This window comes from Comamonas sp. E6, assembly GCF_001010305.1.
Taxonomy (GTDB): Bacteria; Pseudomonadota; Gammaproteobacteria; order Burkholderiales; family Burkholderiaceae_C; genus Comamonas; species Comamonas thiooxydans.
On record NZ_BBXH01000009.1, the window covers coordinates 1 to 16,843 of the forward strand.

Below are 16,843 nucleotides of genomic sequence, written 5' to 3' on the forward strand. Positions count from 1 at the left end.
CTGCTCCAGCTGCAGAACTCGCTCTTGCGATTGCGTCTCCACAATCAGTTTGGCCTGGGTCAGGTGCTCAATCTGCGCCTGGAACTCCTGCAACAACCTCGACTGCTCTTCGCCATTGAGACGCAGCTTTTGGCACTCGCTGTGATGTACATGCAAGGCCGCCCTAGCATCTCGCACAAACAAGGCATACCCAATGCCCGGATGGCGAGTGCCTTCGACGGCAATCTGCAGCATGCCTTGTTGTTGAAGAAACTCTGCCACCTCTTCAAGACTCGTGCCGTCTGGCATTGCGTGCATTTCGCCCAGCAAGACTCTTGCAATGACTACGTCCACCAGATCCAGCTTGCTGGAGGCTCGCAACAGAGCCCCTGCAGGCAAGCAGTCAATGACCAGCCAATGTCCTTCACCCATTGGCTGCTCGGCGTCTTCGCTCAGGTCGCTAAACAAGGCGTCCAAGGTAATGGCACTCAGCTCTTTGACCTCTTCCGTTTGCAGATTGGGCCAAAGACTCAAAAGCGATCGAGGCTCCAGAAGGCCACTTTCCTGCTGACTGTTGGCCACGAAAAAGGAAGCCGTGCCTTGCTGAGTTCCAACTAGGGTATTGCGTATTTCGCAGTGTTGAGCACGCTCGCCCAACAAGTCCAATGTGCGCTGCAATGTCGAATATTGCAAAGGCTCCGCCTCGATCAACGTCACTCTGGATTCGCTGGCTTGGTGTGCGAGCCACTGCGCCCAGATGCCTTTGCCGTTGCCTGCCCCCACCAGGGCAATATTCCTGGGGCGCATTAGTACGTTCAAATGCTCCAGCCAGGGGATGATGGTATTCATTGGGCTACTCATAAAAATTCTGCTATTTCAGCCACGCTCAGCGGCAGCAATTAGTGCGTTCAATGCGTCAGAGCGACCGGCGCTCTTTTCTGAATGCCTTCACTTCCGCGTACAGGCTCCAAGGCAGCGAAATCCGACCGCCCAGTGTTCTGGTGTTGGTCAACAGGCGTGACCCCAATCTGTAAGAAAGATGCTGCTTGATCAACTCGGCCTCATGCGCATCCCGGTACTGGGCAATGGGTGGTAATTGCTGATCTTTGCCTGCGGCTTGATCCTGCTTGAAGCGCTTGGCCTCGGCACTCAATGCAAAAGGCATGTTCAACCAACCGCTGATGCTGCGCGATTGCCTGATCATGGTGGATCCCAGGCGATAAGAGAGCTGCTTTTTCACACGGTCCGCAGCGCCATAGTAGGCCTGGGGCTTCGGTGGCTGCGTTGCTTTGAGCTTGCTGTTTTCCAGGTAGTGATGCTCCAGCTCTCTCTGCACTTTGTGCAATTGGGTCAGCAGCAGCTCGTTCTCTTTTTCCAAGTCGGCATTAGAAGCCATCGCGCCCTGGGTCTGCAGCTGCTTTTTCAGCTGTTCTTCGCTTCGCTGGAGCTGCAAGGCCTTGTCTTGCACGGCCTTCAGCTCGGCCCTGACCCTGGGCATTTCGGCTTGGGTCTTTTCTGCCTGCTGAGCCTGGGCCTTGCTATCTGCCAATTGCTGCTGCACTTTCAGCAGTTGTTGCTCCAGCGTCTGTTTTTCTTGCCCAATGGCTTGCAAAGCGGTGGCTTTTTCCTGCGCAGCTTTCAGATCGTTCTTGACTTTGTGCAGTTCTGCCAAGGCCTTTTCTTGCTGCCTAGCCTGCAGATAACGGCTTTCCAGCTCTTCCTGCACTTTGTGCAATTGCTTGAGCAGCAGTTGATTCTCCTGTCCAGTGGACTGCAGTTCAGTGGCCTTGGCGGCCAGCAGACGCTCTTGCTCCTGAGCGCGCTGCAGCGCTTTAGCACCTGTCTGATTCAACTGCTCAATCTGCCACTCACGCTGCTGCAATTGCTGAGCTTGTTCGTCCAGCTCTTTACCCAATTGCAGCAGGCGCTGGGCATGCGCCTGCATGGCAGCCTGTTGCGCAACAAAGCTCGACCAGGCCTGATATCTACGATTGGCCTGCACACTTGATGCGACCAACTGTCTCCCTGTCTGCGTCTGGCTGCGCTGCGGCAGCGACGCCGCAGCCTGCAATTGCTCATAAAGCTCAGTCGCTTGCGGATATTCTTCCAGCAGTTGCTGCGCCAGCCATTGCGCCAGTGCATTGCCGTCCATGGCTTGCTTTTGCTCGCCTCCCGTGTCGGTACCGAGCAGTATTTCGCCATGGCTCAAGTCCTGGTCATGGCACTTGACCTCTGACTGCAGTTCTTCGCTGGGCAAGCGAAGCTGGGCATTGACATGCAAGCTGACCTGCTGCAGATAGCTATGCGCCGATGTCTGCACCTGCGCGGCATGAACAAGCAAACTGCGCTCAGGGTGTCGCAAATGGAAATTCAGCAGAGCCGAGTTATAGGCAACCCAGCCGTTGATTCTGGCCTCCTGCTCTTGCGGGCTCGCGTCGGCGTGCTCCAGGGCCTGACGCGTGAATACGCTTTGCGGCTCATCAAACACCAGTACGAACACAGTCTGGGGATCTTGTGACTTCCAGTAATCCAGCAGATAGACCGCCTGTGCATCAGCCCAGCCCCACAAAGGCTGTTCCATATTGGCCAGCATCAAGTCCAGTGCCAGACCCTGCCAGACCGGTGCCACCTCGATTTGCGCAAGCTGATCGGCAATGCACACATGCTGCACCGGTATCGCGCCATGCACCTTGACCAGGGTTTCGCTGATCTGTGCCGCCATGAATCCTTCACGCCTGGATGGCTTGGCCTCGGCCATGCCACAGTCCAGCAGCAATTCCTCCACATCCTCAAAGCTCGATTGAGGATGCCCCACCACAATAATTTTGTTCATAGCTATTCAACAAATCAGAAAAATCAAAGACCGAACACGACCTTCGCGCCAATGGCGATCTGGTACATGATCTGGGTGATGTCCTTCCAGAACTGGCGTTTTTTCTCGTCTACCTTGGGCAACACCAGCACCTGATCGCCGGCCTTGAGTCGGGTGTTTTCAAAAAGCTTGCCAGTATCTACCTGCTCGAACGCGCCATCTCTGTGCGCGACAACCACACGGGCAGCGTCCGCTGTCTGAGTAAAGCCGCCAGCGCGATCGATATAGTCCTTGAGGCTCAGAGAGCCGTCGAATGCAACGGCATTGGGAAATAACACCTCCCCGCTGACCAGCACCAAGCCATCCTTGCGAGGTATGCGAATGACATCACCGTTTTCCAGCAGCATGTTGTCGCGCTGGGTGGCCTGGGCTATCTGCACCTGCCCTGTTGGCTCCACCTTTTTAGCGCGCTCCACCCACTGCAATGTCAGATCTGCTTCTTCCTTGCGCAGTCGAGCCTCTTCGCTACTACCGCTGCGGGCCGTGAGCAATGCCGTTTCCAGGCTTCGCAAGCTGGTAGCCAGCATCTCTTTCTGGCGCTGCTTCACACTCTGGCGGAAGAGTTGAATGCTTTCAGGCTCGGCGTCTGTCGAGGTCTGAATGTTCTGCATCAGCGCGCCCAGACGGGTGCCATAAGGCAACACATATTCCTGGGAGTTCATGTGCTCGCCTTCGACGCGCACGCTAATGGTGCCGGGCTTCTTGTCCGCCGTGAATTCGAGTTCATCACCGTTTTGGAGCACCAAAGCATTGGCTTCCTGCAGTGGGTAGTACTCCGTGTTCTTCACGGTTCCGGTATTGCGAGCAATGCGCACATGAGTTGCCTGGGCCTGCGGCTTGGCCAGTTGCATCAACTGAGCCACAGTTTCAGAACCCTGGGCAAACTCAAAGCGCTTGGCGCTATTCACAAGACCGGATACGCGCACCCGGTTGGCAATGGGGGGGACAAAAATCACATCTCCATCATTAAGCTGCAGCAGCGGCAACTGGCCTTTGAGCAGAAAGTCATAGAGATTGAAAGTTGCACGCACGGAGCTGCCGCGCTTGACCTGAACGGTCAGAAAGCTTCCGCGCTCGGGGTCAATGCCACCCGCTTGGTCCAGGTAATTAAGCAAGCTGTCCATGCTGGTGCCGTTGTAGAGGCCCGGACGCATGACATTACCGCCCACAAAAATGCGCACCGGCTGCGCAGCTGCCAGGCTAGCGTAGCTGTAAACATTGGCACGGAACACTCGGCGTACCGCGGTCTCTACCTGCTGCTGAAGATTCTTGTTGGCAATGCCCAGCACCTTGATCGGCCCGACCTGGGGCAAGAATATATTGCCCTGCGGGTCAACAGCAGCCACGCTGTCAAAGGTAAAGCCACCCCACAACCGCAAATGAATACGGTCGCCTACCGTCACCAGATAATCGGGGTTGAACTGCGTTGCCCCTGCACGCGCAAAGTTGCCAGTAAACAGGTTGGCGCCAAATACATCGCTGTTGAGATTGGCCGTGTAATCTGCCGTCTGAGGTGCTTGCGGCAACACTGGTGCTTGCATTGGGACAGCAGCGCCAGAACGGCTTGCCGAAGCATCGCTGGAAGCCCCGCCAGAAGGCAACAAGCCCAGCGCCTGATTGATCTGAAAAGGATCAACACTGGACGCCGATGTGTCCTGACGTGAACCAGCTTGAGAGACCTGTGCCTGAGCAGGTACCAAACCAGTCAGCAGCACCGCGACTGCCGAACTGATACAAGTATGCGCGATAAAACGTTGCATGATGAAACTCGAAAAATTCAAAACAATCAGTCGCGGTGGTCGCGCACGATGGATGCCAGCAATTGCATCAACCCGGCCAGCAGCAAGGCCCCCAGAATAAAGGTGGCGATGTTATAGAGACGGCTGGGGCGCAGAGGATATTCAGGCATCGACGGGCTTTGCAGCACCAACACTTTTTTCAAAGTACGCGTTGCTTCTACTCGACCCTTTTCCAGTGCAACCAAAGCGCTCTTGTAAGCGTCCTGTTGGAACTGGGCCTCCAGTTCCAGGCGCTGGTACTCTTCTACCGTCTTGTTCAGCGATTGCCCCTTGGCACTGGTCAAACGGGCTTTTTCCGTTTTGATCTGCTTTTCCACGGCCTGGATCTGAAGATCAACTTCCACAACCGCGGGCGCTGTAGGCGCGAGATAGCCCAGCAGCGCCGTCTTGCGGGCACTGAGTTCGGTCAACTGCTCTTCAAGCTTGTTGACCACGCCGGCCAGATTTTCGGCAGCGGACTGAGGCGAGATCAGACCCTTGGCATTCTGGAAGGACAGCACACGCTGGCGCGCGTTCAGCGCATGCTCGCCACGCTCCTTGACCTGCTTTTCGAGAAAATTCACCTGCTCCTGCGCTAGCTGGTGGCCCAGCGAATTCATATAACGCTCGCCCTCATGTACCAGTGCGCTGGTGATCTTCCGGGCCATTTCAGCGTCATAGGCCTGAGCCTGAATGACCAGCACACCGGCATACTCGTCATATTCCACGCTGATACGCGAGAGAAAATGCCGATGGAAAAACTCCAGAGACGCATCATGGAAGAACATGCGTGAAAGCACGTCATGATCATGGCTGCTGTAGTGTTCACGCAAGTTCAGATCCTTGTCCAACTGCAGCAGCATATCGACCGATAGCAATCGGTCGCGCAGCAACATCTGATCCGCACGCGAGATTCCATCACCGCCAGCCAACAGCGATCCAAAATCCAAAGCCTGCGAAGCCGCCATGTCGGTGCGTTGAATCAACACATGGGATTCAGAAACATAACGATCAGAAGCTATGAATCCCCAGTAGATACTTGCGAATATAGAAGCACACAATGCAATCGCAAGGGCCTTCATGCGCCAAATAGCTTTGCAATAGCCTTTAAGGCGTTCTTTCTTTGAAAAATCGGTCATGTGGAAATGCTGTCTTTGTAATTTTTCAAGGCATCTTCGATGCTATCGAACCAATGGGCCTGGCCTTCATTCAGCCAGATTCCCGCTTGGCAAAACTGGCGCAAAGTATCATCGCTGTGTGACACCATAATTAGCCCAGAGCGATCCGCAATACGCTTAAATGCATCGGATGCCTTTTTCTTGAAAGAGGCATCACCGGCAGAAGTTGCCTCATCCGATATATACACATCAAAATCAAATGCCAAGGAAAGCCCAAACTGCAAGCGCGATTTCATCCCCGAGGAATAAGTGCGGACGGGCTCATCAAAGGATGAACCCAGCTCTGCAAACTCTTCGATGTAGGTGACCTTCTCTGCCATGGCCCGCGACTCACCAAACCCATGCAAACGGCAAACAAACTTGGCATTCTGACGCCCAGTCAAAGAGCCCTGCAATCCACCGCCATAGCCCATGGGCCAGGATACTCGGCTACGTCTCTCTACCGTTCCACGTGTTGGTGTATCTACCCCACCAATTAGGTTGAGCAAGGTAGATTTACCTGCACCATTACGACCAACTAACCCGACACTGACTTTGGAGGGTATGCAAATATTGACCCCTTTGAGAATCCAGCGCCCTGCCCCATGAGGGGTCTGGTAGCGTTTATGCACATTATCGACAATAATCATTGCGCTCTCAAACTCCGGGCAAACCGGACCTGCAAAGCCAGTCCAAAGAAAATAGAAACCACCGAGAACCAAAAGAGGTATTTAAAATTTGCTTCCGGAGCCGCATGATAGACAGGAAAAAAACTCGCCCTCAATAATTCAAGGCCATGTGCAAAAGGATTTAAAAAAGCCCATTCCCTATACTTAATCGGTATTGCTGATAATGGGAATATTGCGCCTGATACGAAATACAAAGGACGTAACAAAAACATCACCAAATTTCCAGCCTCTGGAACCAGATCACTGAGAACGGACAAAATAAGACCCACTCCGAGCGCACACGACATCAAGCCAATAAAGGCAAGCATGGCCTCCATAGCTGAATCCGGAATAACAGAGTGCCCTAAAAGAGCCAAAATACCAAGGAGCACCGTCAGTATCAGAAGACCCAAAAGAGCTTCAAGGCCCACTCGAACAACCACTGTATCAATAGGCCGAACCTGGCGGTAAGCAAACAAAGCCTTGTTGGCATCGATCGCCCCCATTGCACGCTGGAGTACGTTCTGCACTGTGAGGTAGCCAGTCAAGCCCAAGACCAGCCAGACGGCCACATCCGCGCCAGCCACAGAGCTCGCACGCAAAACCGTATACAGAAGTAGCATGAGGCAAACGTGCAACACCGGCTCCAGCACAATGAGCACCCAGGCTCCGCGCGTGGCGCTCAGGCGAGCAACGGCTTCGCGCAGGAAAAGTGCATTCCATACCGCAAAAGTAACGGAAAGTGAACTACGTGGTGCGGTGATCTCACCAGAAGACGGGGCTGAGTCCAAAATAAATCCTCGTTCTTTTGGACTCAAGACGCACTGAAATCCAATCGGCCAATTGTAAATGAAAACATAAGCAAAACCTTATTACAACCAGCCATCACACCTGTTTCACATTCAATTACATTGCAAATAATCTATCGATTAGATAGAGTCAATATATTTTAACTATTTTATTATTTCAATGTTAAAGGTGGTTAACTGAAATTTTTTCAATCTGCGTAGTACGTTAACGCATGAATATGCTATTCATCTCTCGCACCGATTTCCGAAAAATATCAGTCAAAATAATAAAGCCTAGATCATTGACATCCAACCATTAAAAACTTTAGTTATTAAGTATTCAAAAGTAATATTCCACAGCGCCAGGTACACCGCGGAGCCATCTTGATGCCTCTCCAAGCACATCTCCCAGAGAATCGACAATAGACTGCAGACCAAGACCCCAGACAGTCAATAATGAGAGCCTACTGTGCATTCGGGATGAACTTCCGGCAGAGCACAAGCATCTCTCTCACTACCGCAGCAACATAAGTGCTGCTTGCCGTCTGGATTGACATGAACACCACTCAAGAAACCGCCTCCCCCGCGACCCCGCGCCTGACTTCTCTCTCCCACGGTGGCGGCTGCGGCTGCAAGATTGCGCCCGGCGTGCTGTCGGAGTTGCTGGCCAAAAGCAATCTGCCCAAGCAGTTTTTCCCCGACCTGCTGGTAGGCACAGAGACCGCAGACGACGCGGCCGTTTACAAGATCAATGACGAGCAGGCCATCGTGGCGACGACGGACTTTTTCATGCCCATCGTCGACGACCCCTATGACTTTGGCCGCATTGCCGCCACCAATGCGCTGTCCGATATCTATGCCATGGGCGGCACGCCGCTGATGGCGCTGGCCATTGTGGGCATGCCCATCAATGTGCTGCCGCACGATGTGATTGCCAAGATTCTGGAAGGCGGCGAATCGGTCTGCCGCGATGCCGGTATTCCTCTGGCAGGCGGCCACTCGATTGATTCGGTGGAGCCCATCTACGGCCTGGTCGGCATCGGTATCGTCAACCCCAAGCAGATGAAGCGCAATGCCGATGCCAAGGACGGCGATGTGCTGATTCTGGGCAAGCCCCTGGGCGTGGGCATTCTCTCGGCGGCGCTCAAGAAAAATCTGCTGGACGATGCAGGCTACCGCGCCATGGTGGATGCAACCACCAAGCTCAACCGCCCCGGCGCCGAGCTTGCCAAGCTCGAAGGCGTGCACGCGCTGACCGACGTGACCGGTTTTGGCCTGCTGGGCCACGGCCTGGAACTGGCCCGTGGCGCCCAGCTCAGCGCACGCATTGAAAGCGCCAAGCTGCCCGTGCTGCCCGGTGTCCAGGCGCTTGCAGAGCAAGGCATTTTCACGGGCGCATCGGGGCGCAACTGGGCATCCTATGGTGAGCACATGCAGTTGGCATCGACCGTGACAGACGCCCAGAAAGCGCTGCTGACCGACCCTCAGACCTCTGGCGGCCTGCTTGTTTCCTGTGCGGCAGATGCTGTCCAGCAGGTGCTCAAGGTCTTTGCCGACAGCGGCTTTGGCGATGCTGCAGTGATTGGCCGCATGGAGGCAGGCGCGCCCAAGGTCTTTGTGGACTGAGCGCGTCGGGCAGTCGAGAAGGGGCGCAGCCCTGCTCTCCTTCCACCATAGAATGCAAAACGCCCGGTTTGAGCCGGGCGTTTTGCATATGAGCGTCAGATTATGACTCTGGGCTTCTAAGCCTCTCCCACGACCTCTGCCGTGGTGCGACGGTCGATCTTGCGGCTCAGTACCACCGAGGTATAGGTCTGCTGGATGCCGTCGATCAGGCCGATACGGTCGAGCAGCGCATCCAGTTTCTCATTGCTCTCGCAGCGCACAAACACCATGTAGTCGTACTGTCCGCTGACGGCCGACACCTCTTCCACCTCGGTGAAGCGGTTGAGCGCCTGCATCACCGAAGTTGCTGTCTTGGGCTGAACACGGATACCGCAATAGGCGCGCACGGCAGACTGCTCCATGCGCGAGCCAAGGCGAACGCCATAGCCGGCAATCACGCCCTCCTGCTCCAGCTTGGCGATGCGAGCGACCACCGTGGTCCGAGCCAGATTCATCTGCCGAGCCAAATGCGCGGTCGAGGCACGCGCGTTGGTCTGCAGCAGGCGCAGCAGCTGGCGGTCCGTTTCATCCAGTCGATATTCCATACCTTGTCTATCCAAATCTTGCCGTGCACTTACGCAAACGCTGCGTTAAACACAAACCCCAAGAACTCTCTGCCACCACCTGCAGCCATGCATTGCGCCGAGCTACTTCTGTTGCTGTTCGTCCTCAGTCAAACGCGTGGAGCGAACCTCAGCGACACCTAACAGCCAATCATTGTGTCAGCTAACCCAGCCTGGTAGTGAGCTTGTCTTTTCAGATGGCAAATATGTATACATTTGTTTCAATCAGGCAAGATATATCAACATATTTGCACTTGCCTGCGCTTGTGACCATGGCAAGGGCGCACTGCGGTACATCAGAGTGACTCCGACCGAAACCAGGCCTCTGTCGTGGGCGAGCGGTCAAGCTCGCTCACAAGGAACCAAGTGCGCTCACCGAGTAACAGCGACACAAAAGAGCGAAGAGTCTAATGGTTGTTTTCCCGCACTCATCGATGCCACTGACGATACGGCGAAAACACTCGGTAAGTTTGGCTGGTTTGCCGTAAATATCTGCAAAAGGTAAGTGCTTACCCTAGGCCATTCCTTGGCATGGTGCGTCGATTTCAGCAATGCCTGAGCCCACCAGACTGCAAACAGCCTCCAATCACCGACAGCTGCGCCTTGTGCTGCCCAGCAAGACTGAATGCGCGACAGTGCAACCTGAGTGCCCCAACCGCGCATGACTGAAAGCTTTGGGCTCGCTTGCATGCTTTCCAAGCTCACAAACAAAAAACCCTGCTCATTGCAATGAGCAGGGTTTTGGATTTTGGCAGGGGAGGAAGGATTCGAACCTTCGCATGCTGGAATCAAAATCCAGTGCCTTAACCAGCTTGGCGACTCCCCTACGATGGAACGAATTCTACAACGACTTTTCGCTATAAATTTCGAAGTAGTCCAAAAATGTGCAATTGCACATGGAATAGGTTTGCAGCCTTCCTTGCGTCAAGCCAGCTCAGTCGCTGGCTGCCTATTCCACGACGACAGCCGTGCCGCTGGCCGAGACCATGAGCATGCCATTGCCCTGACCCAACACCTCGAAATCAAGGTCCACGCCAACCACCGCATTGGCTCCCGCTTCGGCAGCGCGCTGCTCCAGTTCCTTGAGGGCAATTTCACGCGCTTTTTGCAGCTCGCGTTCGTAGGTTCCAGAACGCCCGCCCACGATGTCGCGAATTCCGGCAAAGAAGTCCTTGAACACATTGGCGCCCAGAATGGCCTCGCCCGCCACCACGCCGCAATAACGGGTGATGCGCTTGCCTTCGATGGAGGGAGTGGTTGTGACGATCATGCTTTGCTTTCTTAAAAATCAGCGCAAGGAGACTGGCAGCCATACGCTCTGGTCATAGGGCTGCGCGTGGCAGAGGCAAAGGCCGATACAGGCCGGGCCTGGCCTCGCCGCAGGCTCCGAGTCATCCGGTCGGATCAGTATATGCGTGCAATCTGCGCTGTTATCAAGGCGATGGCGGCGGCATCCATCGGCGCTCAGGGCTTCTCATGACTAACTCCCAACGACTTACTCCCAACTGCTCTGGCAGCGCAGACCAGCCTCCATGCAGCGCAGGATGCAGGGTCAAATCAGAAGTCAGACCGCCCCCCATGAAGCGCAAGACGCCATCAAAAATCATGCATCCGGCAATAGCAGCTTCTGCATGCCTTGCACGGCATCGCGCAGAAAGCTCCAGGTCGTGGCTATGCGCGGAATCTGGCGCGACTCCACGGGCATGCTCATCCAGAAGGTGCGTGTGAAACAAGCCTGCTCGGGTAGCACGCGGCTCAGTATCGGGTCCTTGTCGGCCACAAATGCCGGCAGCACGGCCAGACCGGCACCGGCACGCACGGCCTCGTATTGAGCGGTGATGCTGGTGCTGCGCAGCGCAAAACGCTCGGGCCGGTGCAAGGTATCCAGCAATTGCAGCTCGCGCGTGAACAGCAGATCGTCCACATAGTGCACAAAGCTGTGATGGCGCAGATCCTCGGTTCTGGCCACCAATGGCTTGCGCGCCAGATATTCACGCTGGCCGTAAAGATAGAGCCGGTAATCGGTCAGCTTGGTGACCACGACCGAGCCGCGCTTGGGCCGCTCCAGCGAAATGACGATATCGGCCTCGCGGCTGGACAGATGCAGCATGCGCGGCAGCGCCAGCAGATCCACGCTGAGCAGCGGATAGCGCATCGTGAGCCTGGCGAGCTCGGAGGCCAGCATCTGCGTGCCAAAGCCTTCGGTGGCCCCCACTCGCACCAGCCCCGCCAGCCCCTCGGCGGTCGCTGCATGCGCCAGGGGGCCTCGCTCCAGCCCGTCCACCGCGCTTTGCATGGTGTTGGTCACTTCCTGCAACTGCCGTCCGGCCTCGGTCAGCCGCCACTGCCCGCCTTCGCGCGCGAACAGTACGGCACCGAGCTGCTTTTCCAGCGCTTGAATGCGCCGCGACACCGTGGTGTGCTCGACTCCCATGCGCCGCGCAGCCGCCGCCATGCTGCCACTGCGCGCCAGTTCGCCAAAAAAACGCAGATGGTCCCAGTCCAATGTCTTTCCTTGCGATCCGTGGTTCAGTCGTTCACGCTGCCCTGCATCTTGCCCGTAAGGCCCTTGACCGCCTTGACGGCAGCACTGCGCTTGCGCTCGGCACTGCGCTGGGCCACCGCGCTCGGGGCGCGCGCGAACTCGTCGTTCTCGTGAATCAGCAGCGACAGCATTTCCATGAACTGCGCCCGTTTGTCGTCAGGAAGAGGCTCCAGCATGCGGCGCTGAGCGCGCAGCACCGAAGGCTCGGCGGCCACCAGCAGGCCGCGCCCCTCTTCGGTCAGGCTCAGCAAACGCACACGCCGATCTGCAGGGCTGGCGTTGCGCGCCATCAGGCCGCGTGCTTCCAGGCGGTCGATTACGCTGCCTATGGTGGAGGTGTCGAAGCCGATATTGCGTGCCAGCGTGCGCTGGTCGATGCCCGGCTGACGCAGCACGGCCGACAGGGCCGCGTATTGCACGGGCGTCACGCCGAATTCCTCGGTTTCTTCCATGAACACGGCCACGGCGATCTGCTGCAGCCTGCGGATGTGATAGCCGGGATAGTTTTCTAGTTCTGCGGGTTGGTATTGCATGTCTTGGGTGGCCGAAGCCGAGCCCGCCCTGCCTTGCGGCAGTTGAAGGGCCATGACTGAAAGACCCCGATATTCGCACGACTGCCGCCCCGATTCGAGCCAGGCCTGCTACCGGGTTTAACCCAATCATCGCTGATGCAGATCAACATTATGCTAATCATCAGTGTGCTGTTTATTTGATTCACAGCCTCTCTTTGACCCCATTCCAGGCCGCAAGCCGCCAGACCCGGCAGCAACGCACTGCCAAGCAGATACCAAAGAAAGAGACAAACCATGAGCCTTGCGCAAGCCCAGCCCTCACCGGTCAAGCTCACGGCCCGCGACGCCCCCGGCCAACCCGAGCCCACAGCTGCGCTTGCGCAGCTGTACCGAGGTTTCGAGCAGGAAATGCTGGTGCCGCTGTGGACGGAAATCGGCGGACTGATGCCTGCTCACCCCAAAAGCCAGGCCGCCGCGCATCTGTGGCGCTGGGAAAATCTGCTCAAACTCGCAGATGAAGCCGGTCGCATCGTCCCCGTGGGCCGGGGCGGCGAGCGCCGCGCGATTGCCCTGGCCAATCCGGCGCTGGGCGGCCGCCCGTTTGCCACGCCCACGCTGTGGGCTGCCATCCAGTACCTGATGCCCGGCGAAGATGCGCCCGAGCACCGCCACACTCAGCATGCCTTCCGCTTTGTGGTCGAAGGCGAAGGCGTATGGACCGTGGTCAACGGCGACTCGATCCGCATGTCGCGCGGCGACTTTCTACCCCAGGGCGGCTGGAACTGGCACGCCCACCACAATGCGGCCAGCCAGCCCATGGCCTGGATAGACGGGCTGGATATTCCGTTTGCCTATTACACCGAGTCCCAGTTCTTCGAGCATGGCCGCCTGCATCTGGACCCGCAGGAGCGTGCCACGCCAGAGTTCTCGCGCTCCGAGCGCCTCTGGGGCCATCCCGGACTGAGCCCTGTGGCGCATCTGCAGAACAGCCCGAGCACGCCTTTGCTGGCCTACCGCTGGGTGGATACCGACCGCGCGCTGACCGAGCAACTGGCACTCGAAGCCGAAGGCCATGACGCGACGGTCAGCCCAGGCCATGCCGCCGTGCGCTACACCAATCCATGCAATGGCCGCGACGTGCTGCCCACCATTCGCTGCGAAATGCACCGCGTGGCTTGCAGCGCCAGCACCCGGCCAAAGCGCGAAGTGGGCTCTGCCGTCTTCCAGGTCTTTGACGGCCAGGGCACGGTGACCGTTGGCGAGCGCCAATGGCAGGTGCGGCGCGGCGACATGTTTGTCGTGCCCTCCTGGCAGTTGTTCAGCGCGCAATGCGATGCCGACCAGGCGCAGCTGGATCTGTTCCGTTTCGCCGATACGCCGATTTTCGAGGCTGTCCACGCGTACAGGGTGGATACCCCCTGAGCCGCTTCGTGTCTTCCCCCTCAAGGGGGAGACAGCCTTTGCTGCGGGGCCGCCCAGGCCCTTGCCGGCTGTCTCACACATAGAACGCGTCTTTTTCAAGTACCTAGTCACCGATACCCATCAGGAATCACACATGACCCAAGCCAACTATCTCTGGGCACCATCCCCCGTGCAATCCCTGCCCGTGCGCGGCAGCGAGCAGCGCCTGCCCGTCAACCGCCTGTTCTTTGTGGGCCGCAACTACCACGCCCATGCGCTGGAGATGGGCCGCCCCGTGGACAAAAGCACAGAGCGCCCCTTCTACTTCACCAAGGCCCCGCAGACGCTGACCGAATCGGGCGCCACCGTGGCCTATCCGCCCGAGACCAGCAACTACCACTTCGAGATGGAGTTGGTCGTGGCCATCGGCAAACCTGGCTTTCGCATTCCTGCCGACCAAGCCCATGAGTACATCTATGGCTATGCCTGCGGCCTTGATATGACGCGCCGCGACCTGCAACTGGTGGCACGCGACAAGGGTCGCCCCTGGGATCTGGGCAAGGATGTGGAGCAGTCCTCCGTCGCCAGTGAAGTCGTGCCCATGGCCGGCAAGGTGATCGAGTCCGGCCTCATCGAGCTGAGCGTCAACGGTCAGGTCAAGCAGCAGTCCGATGTGAACAAGCTGATCTGGAATATCCGCGAAATCATTGCCGATCTGTCGCTGTTCTATCACCTGCAAGCCGGTGATCTGATCTACACGGGCACTCCCGAAGGCGTGGGCGCCGTGCTGCCCGGCGACCGGATCACAGGTCGTGTGGAAGGCGTGGGCGAGATTGCCCTGAACGTGGGCCAGCCCGAGTAAGGCGCGCAGACCATGAAGCTCTACAGCTTTTTTCGCAGCGGCACCTCGCACCGCCTGCGCATCGCCCTCAATCTCAAGGGCCTCACGCCCGACTACCTCCCTGTCGATCTGCGTGTGGACGAGCAGGCCGAAGCGCCGTTCAAGCGCATCAACCCTCAAGGCCTGGTGCCCGCGCTGACGCTGGACAACGGCGAGACGCTGATCCAGTCGCCCGCCATCATCGAATGGCTGGAAGAACGCTACCCCACGCCAGCGCTGCTGCCTGCCGACCCCGAGGCCCGCGCCCATGTGCGCGCCCTGGCGGCCATCGTGGGCTGTGATGTGCACCCCATCAACAACCGCCGCATCCTGCAGACCCTGCGCCAGCAGTTCGGCGCCGACGAGGCCGCCATCAACGCCTGGTGCGCCACCTGGATCACGGCCGGCTTTGACGCCATCGAAGCCTTGCTGGCACAGGACGACACACGCGGCAGCTTCTGCTTCGGCAAGGCCCCCAGTCTGGCCGATGTCTACCTGATTCCGCAGGTCGAGAGCGCACGCCGCTTTGGCGTGGATCTGGCCCGCTGGCCGCTGATCAGCGCTGTCGATGCGGCTTGCAGCGCCCTGCCCGCCTTTGCCCAGGCAGCGCCTCTGGCCCAGCCCGACGCTCCGCAATAGACCCGTCCCCTGCGGCCGCGCCCGGACGCGGCTGCCCAGTAACGCTTTGCAGTCCCTAAAAAACACCCACCGGAGACAAACTGTGAAATACGAGCAAAATCAGCACCAAAGCCAATCCATAACTACGCAAACGGCTATCAAAACAATAGTTTCCGCTGCGGCCCTGCTGGTCGCAGCCGGCCAGGCTCTGGCCCAAGGTGATGCCTCCAGCTATCCCAACCGCCCGGTAACCGTGGTCACGGCCTTTGCCGTGGGCAGCGGCCCCGATGCCGTGCTGCGCATCGTGGGCGAAAAGCTGGCCCAGCGCTGGAAGCAAGGCGTGACCGTGGACAACCGCCCCGGTGGCGGCGGCTTTGTCGCCATCGAGTACGCGCGCCGCGCCAAGCCCGACGGCTATACCCTGCTGCAACTGGACAGCGAACATATCTCGGCCCTGCCCTATCTCTACAAGAACAAGAACTTCAACACGCTGAGCCACTTCGACCCCGTGGCCCCACTGTTCCTAACTCCTTTCTTTGTGGCCGTACCCACGAATTCGCCGTGGAAGAACATGGGCGACCTGATCAAGTCCGCCAAGGCCGAGCCCGGCAAGATCAGCTACGGCTCCTGGGGCGTGGGCAGCCCCGGCCATCTGGGCGGCGAATGGCTGGACTATCTGACCGGCAGCAAGATGACCCATGTGCCTTACCGCGAGGTCAGCCAGTTGTTCACCTCGGTTGCCAACGGCGACCCAAGCTGGAGCTTTGCCAGCCTGCCCTCCAGCCAGGGCATCTACAAAAGCGGCAAGATCCGCTATCTGGCCGTGGCCGCGCCCAAGCGCATCGCGCAAATGCCCGACGTGCCGACGGTCGCCGAAGCCGGCGGCCCAGCCGAGCTGGATGTGAACTCCTTTGTCTCCCTGCTCAGCCCCAAGGGCGTGGACACCGCCGTGCGCGACAAGATCCGCAGCGATGTGGTGGCCGTGCTGCAGGACCCGCAGGTCAAGGAGAAGTTCTCCACCTTCGCCTTCCAGCCCATGAGCTTCACCGTGCCCGAGATGCAGCAATTTGCCAAGAAGAAGTCCGAGCAATACAAGCTGCTGATTGAAAAAGCCCAGATCAGCCTGGATTGAGAGCCGCCTGCGGCCATCAAATAGATCACGGCACAGGCATACGCCTGCAGCCGGCAAAGCCCCGTCAGCACAGGCTGCACGGGGCTTTTTTCATTGGCGCGACGACCCGCCTCGTTCCGGATCAAGAAGGCCGCACATAGACAGCAGAGCTCCAAAGGCGTGCAGAAAACGACCTCGACCCGGGGTTACACTTGTTGCGAGGCGTTTCTCCGGACTTCCATCCCACCTCTAGAGCGCCCGTATGCCATGAGCCCCTGCTGATAAGCATCAGGGCTGTTCGGCAGC

Annotated in this window: 15 protein-coding genes and 1 tRNA gene; 5 read left to right on the forward strand and 11 right to left on the reverse strand. The window is 57.9% G+C overall.

All coding sequences use genetic code 11. The annotated features are described in order from the left end of the window. The 6 genes from CSE6_RS08190 to CSE6_RS08215 form a co-directional block, all read right to left on the reverse strand. Window positions 1-828: hypothetical protein (locus tag CSE6_RS08190; RefSeq protein ID WP_152668548.1), on the reverse strand; the 828-nt coding region annotated here is incomplete at its 3' end. A 67-nt stretch (window positions 829-895) separates the two neighbouring features. Then, window positions 896-2,812, reverse strand: coding sequence for a chromosome partitioning protein ParA (locus CSE6_RS08195; protein ID WP_059440304.1), 1,917 nt, complete (start codon window positions 2,810-2,812; stop codon window positions 896-898). Between the two features lie 23 nt (window positions 2,813-2,835). Further along, window positions 2,836-4,611: a polysaccharide biosynthesis/export family protein gene (locus CSE6_RS08200; protein WP_059440305.1), complete on the reverse strand. Its 1,776-nt coding sequence runs from the start codon at window positions 4,609-4,611 to the stop codon at window positions 2,836-2,838. A 26-nt stretch (window positions 4,612-4,637) separates the two neighbouring features. Next, window positions 4,638-5,768: a chain-length determining protein gene (locus tag CSE6_RS08205; RefSeq protein WP_059440306.1), complete on the reverse strand. Its 1,131-nt coding sequence runs from the start codon at window positions 5,766-5,768 to the stop codon at window positions 4,638-4,640. Next, window positions 5,765-6,436, reverse strand: coding sequence for an ABC transporter ATP-binding protein (locus tag CSE6_RS08210; RefSeq protein WP_059440307.1), 672 nt, complete (start codon window positions 6,434-6,436; stop codon window positions 5,765-5,767). The genes CSE6_RS08205 and CSE6_RS08210 overlap by 4 nt, the downstream gene beginning before the upstream one ends. Further along, window positions 6,433-7,272, reverse strand: coding sequence for an ABC transporter permease (locus CSE6_RS08215; RefSeq protein WP_238585661.1), 840 nt, complete (start codon window positions 7,270-7,272; stop codon window positions 6,433-6,435). The genes CSE6_RS08210 and CSE6_RS08215 overlap by 4 nt, the downstream gene beginning before the upstream one ends. A gap of 525 nt (window positions 7,273-7,797) precedes the next feature. Between CSE6_RS08215 and selD the strand changes: the two genes are divergently transcribed. Then, window positions 7,798-8,868: a selenide, water dikinase SelD gene (gene selD, locus CSE6_RS08220; protein WP_059440391.1), complete on the forward strand. Its 1,071-nt coding sequence runs from the start codon at window positions 7,798-7,800 to the stop codon at window positions 8,866-8,868. A 116-nt stretch (window positions 8,869-8,984) separates the two neighbouring features. On the opposite strand, the gene CSE6_RS08225 is transcribed toward selD, so the two are convergent. From CSE6_RS08225 to CSE6_RS08245, 5 genes are all read right to left on the reverse strand, one after another. Further along, window positions 8,985-9,452 (reverse strand): Lrp/AsnC family transcriptional regulator, encoded by a 468-nt coding sequence (locus CSE6_RS08225; protein ID WP_003067511.1) that lies wholly within the window; start codon window positions 9,450-9,452, stop codon window positions 8,985-8,987. A 767-nt stretch (window positions 9,453-10,219) separates the two neighbouring features. Then, window positions 10,220-10,296: transfer RNA gene (locus CSE6_RS08230), tRNA-Gln, on the reverse strand. A 123-nt stretch (window positions 10,297-10,419) separates the two neighbouring features. Next, window positions 10,420-10,740 (reverse strand): heavy metal-binding domain-containing protein, encoded by a 321-nt coding sequence (locus CSE6_RS08235; RefSeq protein WP_003067510.1) that lies wholly within the window; start codon window positions 10,738-10,740, stop codon window positions 10,420-10,422. A gap of 333 nt (window positions 10,741-11,073) precedes the next feature. After that, complete coding sequence (locus tag CSE6_RS08240) at window positions 11,074-11,976, reverse strand: LysR family transcriptional regulator (RefSeq protein ID WP_059440309.1); 903 nt, start codon at window positions 11,974-11,976, stop codon at window positions 11,074-11,076. A 23-nt stretch (window positions 11,977-11,999) separates the two neighbouring features. Continuing rightward, a complete protein-coding gene (locus CSE6_RS08245; protein WP_034358594.1) occupies window positions 12,000-12,548 on the reverse strand; it encodes a MarR family winged helix-turn-helix transcriptional regulator in 549 nt (182 codons plus the stop codon). Window positions 12,549-12,821: 273 nt separating this feature from the next. Between CSE6_RS08245 and CSE6_RS08250 the strand changes: the two genes are divergently transcribed. From CSE6_RS08250 to CSE6_RS08265, 4 genes are all read left to right on the forward strand, one after another. Beyond that, window positions 12,822-13,949, forward strand: coding sequence for a cupin domain-containing protein (locus CSE6_RS08250; RefSeq protein ID WP_059440310.1), 1,128 nt, complete (start codon window positions 12,822-12,824; stop codon window positions 13,947-13,949). Between the two features lie 133 nt (window positions 13,950-14,082). Beyond that, window positions 14,083-14,790: a fumarylacetoacetate hydrolase family protein gene (locus CSE6_RS08255; RefSeq protein WP_034358196.1), complete on the forward strand. Its 708-nt coding sequence runs from the start codon at window positions 14,083-14,085 to the stop codon at window positions 14,788-14,790. A 12-nt stretch (window positions 14,791-14,802) separates the two neighbouring features. Then, window positions 14,803-15,447 (forward strand): maleylacetoacetate isomerase, encoded by a 645-nt coding sequence (gene maiA / locus CSE6_RS08260; RefSeq protein ID WP_059440311.1) that lies wholly within the window; start codon window positions 14,803-14,805, stop codon window positions 15,445-15,447. A 118-nt stretch (window positions 15,448-15,565) separates the two neighbouring features. Next, on the forward strand, window positions 15,566-16,558 hold the full coding sequence (locus CSE6_RS08265; protein WP_083994704.1) for a tripartite tricarboxylate transporter substrate binding protein: 993 nt from the start codon (window positions 15,566-15,568) through the stop codon (window positions 16,556-16,558). Window positions 16,559-16,843 lie beyond the last annotated feature (285 nt).